Source organism: Vibrio sp. 10N.222.52.C3, assembly GCF_041474195.1.
Lineage (GTDB): Bacteria > Pseudomonadota > Gammaproteobacteria > Enterobacterales > Vibrionaceae > Vibrio > Vibrio crassostreae_C.
In genome coordinates this window covers 1-6,397 of sequence record NZ_JBFRTQ010000171.1, presented here as the reverse complement: position 1 = coordinate 6,397, position 6,397 = coordinate 1, and the positions used below count along the sequence as shown (strand labels likewise).

The 6,397-nt window shown below is 43.3% G+C and carries 6 protein-coding genes and 1 pseudogene; 6 read left to right on the top strand and 1 reads right to left on the bottom strand.

From position 1 onward, the window contains the following. From AB4517_RS20985 to AB4517_RS20965, 5 genes are all read left to right on the top strand, one after another. A partial coding sequence (locus AB4517_RS20985; protein ID WP_372149789.1) for an MBL fold metallo-hydrolase occupies positions 1–651 on the top strand: 651 nt, incomplete at its 5' end. A gap of 336 nt (positions 652–987) precedes the next feature. Continuing rightward, entirely contained in the window at positions 988–1,872 is an 885-nt protein-coding gene (locus tag AB4517_RS20980; protein ID WP_372149787.1) for a transposase, read from the top strand. A gap of 362 nt (positions 1,873–2,234) precedes the next feature. Then, the gene (gene slyA, locus AB4517_RS20975) at positions 2,235–2,702 is read left to right on the top strand and encodes a transcriptional regulator SlyA (RefSeq protein WP_017059069.1); all 468 of its coding nucleotides are present in this window, start codon (positions 2,235–2,237) and stop codon (positions 2,700–2,702) included. A gap of 12 nt (positions 2,703–2,714) precedes the next feature. After that, on the top strand, positions 2,715–3,776 hold the full coding sequence (locus AB4517_RS20970; RefSeq protein WP_017059068.1) for an HlyD family secretion protein: 1,062 nt from the start codon (positions 2,715–2,717) through the stop codon (positions 3,774–3,776). Positions 3,777–3,836: 60 nt separating this feature from the next. Next, positions 3,837–4,868, top strand: a complete 1,032-nt coding sequence (locus tag AB4517_RS20965) for a DUF2955 domain-containing protein (protein ID WP_017059067.1) — start codon at positions 3,837–3,839, stop codon at positions 4,866–4,868. Between the two features lie 289 nt (positions 4,869–5,157). Here AB4517_RS20965 and AB4517_RS20960 read toward each other — a convergent pair whose 3' ends face one another. Next, a complete protein-coding gene (locus AB4517_RS20960) occupies positions 5,158–6,123 on the bottom strand; it encodes a GlxA family transcriptional regulator (protein ID WP_372149784.1) in 966 nt (321 codons plus the stop codon). A 114-nt stretch (positions 6,124–6,237) separates the two neighbouring features. Here AB4517_RS20960 and AB4517_RS20955 point away from each other — a divergent pair. After that, a pseudogene (locus AB4517_RS20955) lies at positions 6,238–6,397 on the top strand (MBL fold metallo-hydrolase); the annotation flags it as partial.

Genomic DNA, 6,397 nt, shown 5'->3' with positions numbered 1-6,397 from the left:
GTTGAGATGCCAAGTAATGCCGATGAGCTACTAAACAAGGTTACTCATACCTTAATTACTCACAGTCAAACACTTGGTATCAAGGCATTACAACATGGAGATCACCTAGATCCGGCAGGTGAGACGTTTTTAACAAGTCGTAATATCCCAGTTGCGACACCAGCCAAAGATAAGGCTTACCTAGAAAAATACGACTTAACGGTAAATTGGGGAATTGAAGACTGGCAAACTATCGACTTTTTAGGCGGAAAACTAACTGCGGTTCCTGCTTTACACGGTCATGGTTGGATTCATAAGCTAATGGCAAATGGCGTCGGATTTTTCTTAGAGCTTCCCAATGAACCCTCTATCTATATTAGCGGAGATACGGTTCTAACCGATGATGTAAGACGAGCTTTGAATGAGTTAAAACCCGACATCACAGTGGTGGCAGCAGGCCGTGCTCGTATGGATGTTGGTCAACCGTTATTGATGTCTATTGATGAGGTCATGGAGTTTATTCGCCTTTCCCCTAATAAGGTGGTTGCGAACCATATGGAGGCACTCAATCACTGTGCAGTGACTCGACCAATTCTTAAAGAAGCAATTGATAAAAACGGTTTGTCAGATAAAGTCCTTATTCCTGCTGATGGTGAGACCTTGGAGTTTTAGATACCTGAACTAATCCGGTGACTCCCGATTTAAGTAAATAGTCTAAATGATTTCTGTCCAAAAGCTTCTCGGATTGAATTTTTACCCGTGAACTCACCATCCTAATCTTCCTTTAATATCAGTGACCATTAATCCTAGAGCTTCAGCTTGAGCCAAAGACTTATCAATCCGGTTTCTTTGTCTCTTTACTTGGCGCATGTCAGCGTTTGCGTACGTAGGGTCAAGTCTTGTCTTTTGCCTTTTTGATGAAATCGTACGTAGGGTCAAGTCCTGTCTTTTGCCTTTTTGATGAAATGGTCTAGTTTTTAACTAGGCCATTTTTGTATAGGGAAGACAATGAGTAGACCACTGAGAATAGAGTATGCGGGTGCGCTCTATCATGTAACGTCGCGCGGTAATGCTCGACAGCCGATTTATCTGGAAGAGCAAGATTTTGAATTGTTTATCGAAGTGTTGTCAGGCACCAGTGAGCGATTCAATTGGGTCGTGCATAGCTACTGTTTAATGACCAATCATTACCATCTACTCGTCGAAACTCCTGATGGGAACTTAAGTAAGGGAATGCGTCAGCTTAATGGTGTGTATACCCAAAAGTTCAATAGAAAACATAACCGAGTCGGTCATCTATACCAAGGTCGCTTTAAAGCCATTTTAGTCGACAAAGGCGCTTATCTATTGGAAGTGGGACGTTACATTTTACTTAACCCCGTTCGTGCAAATATAGTGGATACACCGAACGAATATGAGTGGAGCAGTTGGCCTTTTGTTACTGGTTTAAAAGAGTCACCAGACTGGCTAGCGGTTGATCAAACCTTGTTTCAATTTGGCCGCCAGAGAAATAAGGCTGTTGAGAAATACAAGCAATTCGTTTTCGAGGGGGTTGGTAAGCCACTATGGACAGGATTAAAGCAGCAGGTGTACCTAGGCAGTGATGAGTTTGTGAACAGTCATCTTCCTAATTTGAATTTAGCAGAGGGAGATATCAAAGAGGTTCCGGCAAAACAGCGACGTGCTAAACCTCTTTCGCTAAAGGAGTACCAAGACTCAGCGCCTAGTAGAAATGATGCCATTATTGCTGCATTTAATAGCGGTGGCTATACGCAAAAGCAAATAGGGAATCACTTCGACTTACATTATTCACGAGTCAGCCGTATAGTGGCAAAAGGCAAGACCTGCCCCCCCCCGTTGTTAGGTATGCCCGTAAGAAATGAAGTGGCTTAATTGCTCGCAGCCCTTGGGGTTACTACGCTCTTAGGGAGGAATTGTTCAACAACGCCACCTGTAAATCTCAAAAATCCTACATATTTTTCTTTAAAATTCCGCTTCCGTTTATTTTGTGACTGAATGGGCGCGTTAGCTAATATTTTTTGTCATCTACTGTGTTTCTGGCTCAGCGATTGGGTTGGCTGGGTTAAAATTTATTGGTAAAAGATCGGATGTCCTATTTCACTTCCATTTTTATTCTTTTTTTTCATTACTTTAAGGGGATTTAGGCTTATGAGGCGATTTTGATAGTATAAAACAATTTACTTAGCGTGCTAACCAAGTATAATAGTTAGCACGCTAAGTAAATGGGAACCATGATGCAAAAAGAATTCGACCATATGAAAGAGCTATCACTGGCAGAACAATTGGGGCGTCTGCATCGCTTATGGCGCACCGCTGTTGACATTGAACTTGCCCCTTTAGAGTTAACTTACCCACGCTGGACAGCCTTATGGAAACTGTGGCGATTAGGCGACAACCTCAGTCAAAAAGTATTAGCCAATGCCTTAGAAATTGAACTGGCCTCTTTAATGCGCACCTTAGCCCAATTAGAACAGCAAGGGCTCATTGAACGCCACTGTTGCCCCCATGATAAACGCGCCAGACTTGTCAATTTGACTCCTGCTGGACTCGATTTAATAACGAAAGTTGAAGTAACAATTATCAATATCCGTAGCCAATTGCTCTTAGGCATAAACGCTGAAGAACTTACTGAGTTTGAAAGAGTAATTAATCTGATTGGTAATAATGCGTTAACCAAATTAGCTAAAATGACAGACAAGTAAGTGAATACAAATATGACACCAGATCAACAATTTTCGCGGCTAACAAAAATTGCCTTAGCAGGCTTTATGCTGGTATTTGGTTACTTTATGTTTGCTGATGCGACTATGCCATTAACGCCGCAGGCTATGGCAACTCGGGTTGTGACTAAGGTTACCCCACAAGTTAATGGCCGCATTAAAACTATTGCTGTCACTAATAACCAAGTTGTTAGCAAGGGTGAATTACTGTTTGAAGTAGATCCTAGACCGTATAAGTTAGCGGTAGATGAAGCGCAGTTGGCTTTAGAGCAAGTCCAGCAAGATAACGCTGAGCTAGATGCCTCTTTGTTAGCGGCGCAAGCTGATGTCAATGCCAGCCAAACCACATCACAACAAAAACGCAGCGAAGCAAAGCGTCTTGATGCACTGTACAAAACTAATGGCGTATCCCAACAGCAACGCGATCAAGCTGACAGCGATGCCGCTGCGGCTGAAGCAAATTTGCTGGCAACCCAAGCCCGTTTAAAGCAATTAGAAGTGAGCCGCGGTGTTTACGGTAACAATAACTTAAAAGTACGTCAGGCCGAAAATCGCTTAGCCCAAGCCAAATTAAACCTGTCTTATACCCAAGTTCATGCGGATCAAGACGGCACAGTTACTAACTTGCAAATCATGGTCGGCGGCTTTGCGGCCATTGGCCAGCCACTGCTGGCTCTTGTTTCTGATGATGTGGATATTATTGCTGATTTTAGAGAAAAGGCATTACGAGATGTCTCAATTTCATCTAAAGCCCTTGTTGCGTTTGACGGTGAACCAGGCCGTTTATATCGCGCCCACGTCAGCAGTATTGATGCTGGGGTTAGCGCCGGACAGTTCGATGCCAATGGCAGTTTAGCGACTCCGCAACAATCTGATCGCTGGGTCCGTGACGCCCAAAGAATGAGATTGCATTTACAATTAGATAATGACGAAGTCATGAGAACATTGCCAACGGGGGCACGGGCGACGGTGCAGATAATGCCAGAAAATAGTTTGCTGAACTTATTAGCTCATGGGCAGATTAAAGCCATCAGTATGCTGCACTATATCTACTAACATCATACATTTGATAGATGCGCTATTTTAAATATATTACAGCGACACAAGGCAACAATCATGTTACTAAGATTTAATCCCATGACAGCCAATGATTTACGTCAATGTCTACGTATTGCCACTGCTGGCACGATTGGCTTTACTGTGTGCAAACTGTTCGGCTTTAGTAACGGGGTGTTTTATACTGTTACCCCTATGGTATTGCTAGGGCTAGCACCTGTGTTCACCGCCCATGTCGCGCGGCAGGTGTTGGCGTCTTCTGTCACAGCTGGATTAGTGGTAGGCGTTATCGGTGGTTTATTTGGTGGCCATCCAGTCTTAATGACCCTGATTATTTTTGGGGTGTTTGTTGGCTTTTTTACCGCCATGACCCGCGGCAGTTTTTTTCTTTATGGTGCCAATAGTTTACTTAATCTGAGCATCATGCTTAATTTTGCCAGTTACCCTGATACTGATCTAAACGGTCTCATCGGCGCTAATCTCGGCGCCACAATACTGGCAATCATTATCGCCTATATCATGGTCTCGTTAATCCCTGATGTTGAACCCAGAAAATTGCAAAAACCACCAGCAAAATCAGTAAATCGAATGCGACATGAAGTATTACTGGGGGCAACTATCGCCACAGCATCTTTTGTCGTGTTCCAGATATTTAATCTGCAAGACTCTATGTCGGCGCAAGCTGCCACAATTTTATTACTTTATCCGATGCATTTTACTGGGGTATTAAATTATGCCCTTAAACGTGCGATAGGTACCTTTCTTGGAGTGACATTCGGTGTGTTAGCCCAGTTGTTTCTCTATGATTGGTCGGGGCTGCTTATCTTAGTAGTGCCGGTTTTATGGTTCGGATTAATGCTATTTAGCCAAGTTCATGTTAAAGAAAACGTCGGCGCTGGGGTTGGCTTTGGAGCGATGACCACGCTGGGGATTTTATTTGGCCAATACCTCACCCCAGGTAGCGATCTGATATATAGTGCACTTTACCGTATTAGCAGTATTTTGGTTGCCATCGTAGCGACTTTATTACTGTGTTACATCATGCACACTTTACTTAACCGATTTGCTGCAACGCGCTTAAGTTATCAGTAATGCTGATAATGATTAATCGAGCATGGAAAAAAACTGCTTGTGACTCAGCATTAGAAACAATAGGGTCATGTCTTGTCTTTTGTCTCTCATAACAATCACCTGATTCCAGTACGGGATCAGGTACTAGTATTTCAATAAAGCAATTGGAGACACCGTTGAAACTTTTTCCTCTTTGCCATACCTGTAGTTATTCATGATTTGCTAATGTTTACTTTTCCGAAACTCATTTCTGCCCAAAGGTATGCTGGCGGTAGCATGTAACGCAAAAATGCCCTCAATGAAATGAGTTCTATTGCTTGAAAGTCGTGCGCCACTGAACCGGCGATACATGAAAAGCAGATTTAAAGTGCTTTCTAAATACACTGTCAGAGCCAAAACCCGCTTGCTCTGCAATTTGAGGTATCGATAGTTTCGTGGTTTCTAATAGACGTTGGCTAAACACCAAACGTCGATTTTGCAGCCATTCACCAAATGTACAACCATAGGTGGATTTAAACTGGCGTGTAAAGGTACGTTTACTTATCGCACAGCGCTCAGCGAGTTCATCTAGTGAATGAGACTGATTGAGACTCTGCTCAACCTGCTCAATCACAAGGTTAATACTTGTCTCTGTGAGGGGTTTTATGTTGACTGGTGCTGGTATGTATTGTTGCTGCCCACCATTACGAGATGGTGCAGTCACCATCTTACGAGCGAGATCATTCGCAAGCTCACTACCACACAAACGGCGCACTATGTGCAGACAGCAATCGAGTGAAGCTGCTACTCCAGCAGAGGTGATGATAGTCTCATGTTCAACAAATAGAGGGTTTGGGTCAAAATTCACCTTAGGAAATTGCTGCTGAAATTGTTCGGTAAATGCCCAGTGGCTTGTGGCTCGTTTGCCATCGAGAACGCCAGCACACGCGAGAACATAAGAACCAAGGCAGAGCCCTACCAGCAACTTCCCTTTATCATGATGATCTATTAACGCCTCTAGAAGTCGCTCACTTGGCTCTGGCAGGTCATTTGGCCAGCTTGGAATAATTATAATATCGGCTTCTTGGGTAGCACTTAGATCGCTATCGACCACCACACCAAATCCAGAGCTTGTTTCAAACCACAAGCTGTTTTCGCTACAGATCCTCAAGTTAAACCGAACCGGCTGACCGAAAAAGATATCTCGAAACACCAGACAGGGCACAGAGAGATGAAAAGCACTGATGCCTTCAAAGGCTATCATAGTAATTTTAATTAACTCGCTTGATTTGTTCATGAGTGTCTCGATTTGCGCGAACGTTGACTTTCAAGACAGTATCATAAGAAGTCGGAAAGTAGCATACTAAATCGTATAGAGAACATGACTTGTTAGTGAGTTTAGAGAGGCATTATGAAGATCCACCACCTACGTAGCGCAACTTTTCTCATTGAATCTGGCGAAACATTTATCCTTATTGATCCTATGTTGGGGAAAAAAGGCTCTATGCCTCCGTTTTCAGTCATTAAGGCTAAGGCCGCGAAAAATCCAACCGTTGAGATGCCAAGTAATG

Excerpts from the sequence above, each read along its gene's own strand:
- AB4517_RS20980 (WP_372149787.1), top strand. The coding sequence starts at position 988 with ATGAGTAGACCACTGAGAATAGAGTATGCGGGTGCGCTCTATCATGTA.
- slyA (WP_017059069.1), top strand. The coding sequence starts at position 2,235 with ATGCAAAAAGAATTCGACCATATGAAAGAGCTATCACTGGCAGAACAA.
- AB4517_RS20970 (WP_017059068.1), top strand. The coding sequence starts at position 2,715 with ATGACACCAGATCAACAATTTTCGCGGCTAACAAAAATTGCCTTAGCA.
- AB4517_RS20965 (WP_017059067.1), top strand. The coding sequence starts at position 3,837 with ATGTTACTAAGATTTAATCCCATGACAGCCAATGATTTACGTCAATGT.
- AB4517_RS20960 (WP_372149784.1), bottom strand. The coding sequence starts at position 6,123 with ATGAACAAATCAAGCGAGTTAATTAAAATTACTATGATAGCCTTTGAA.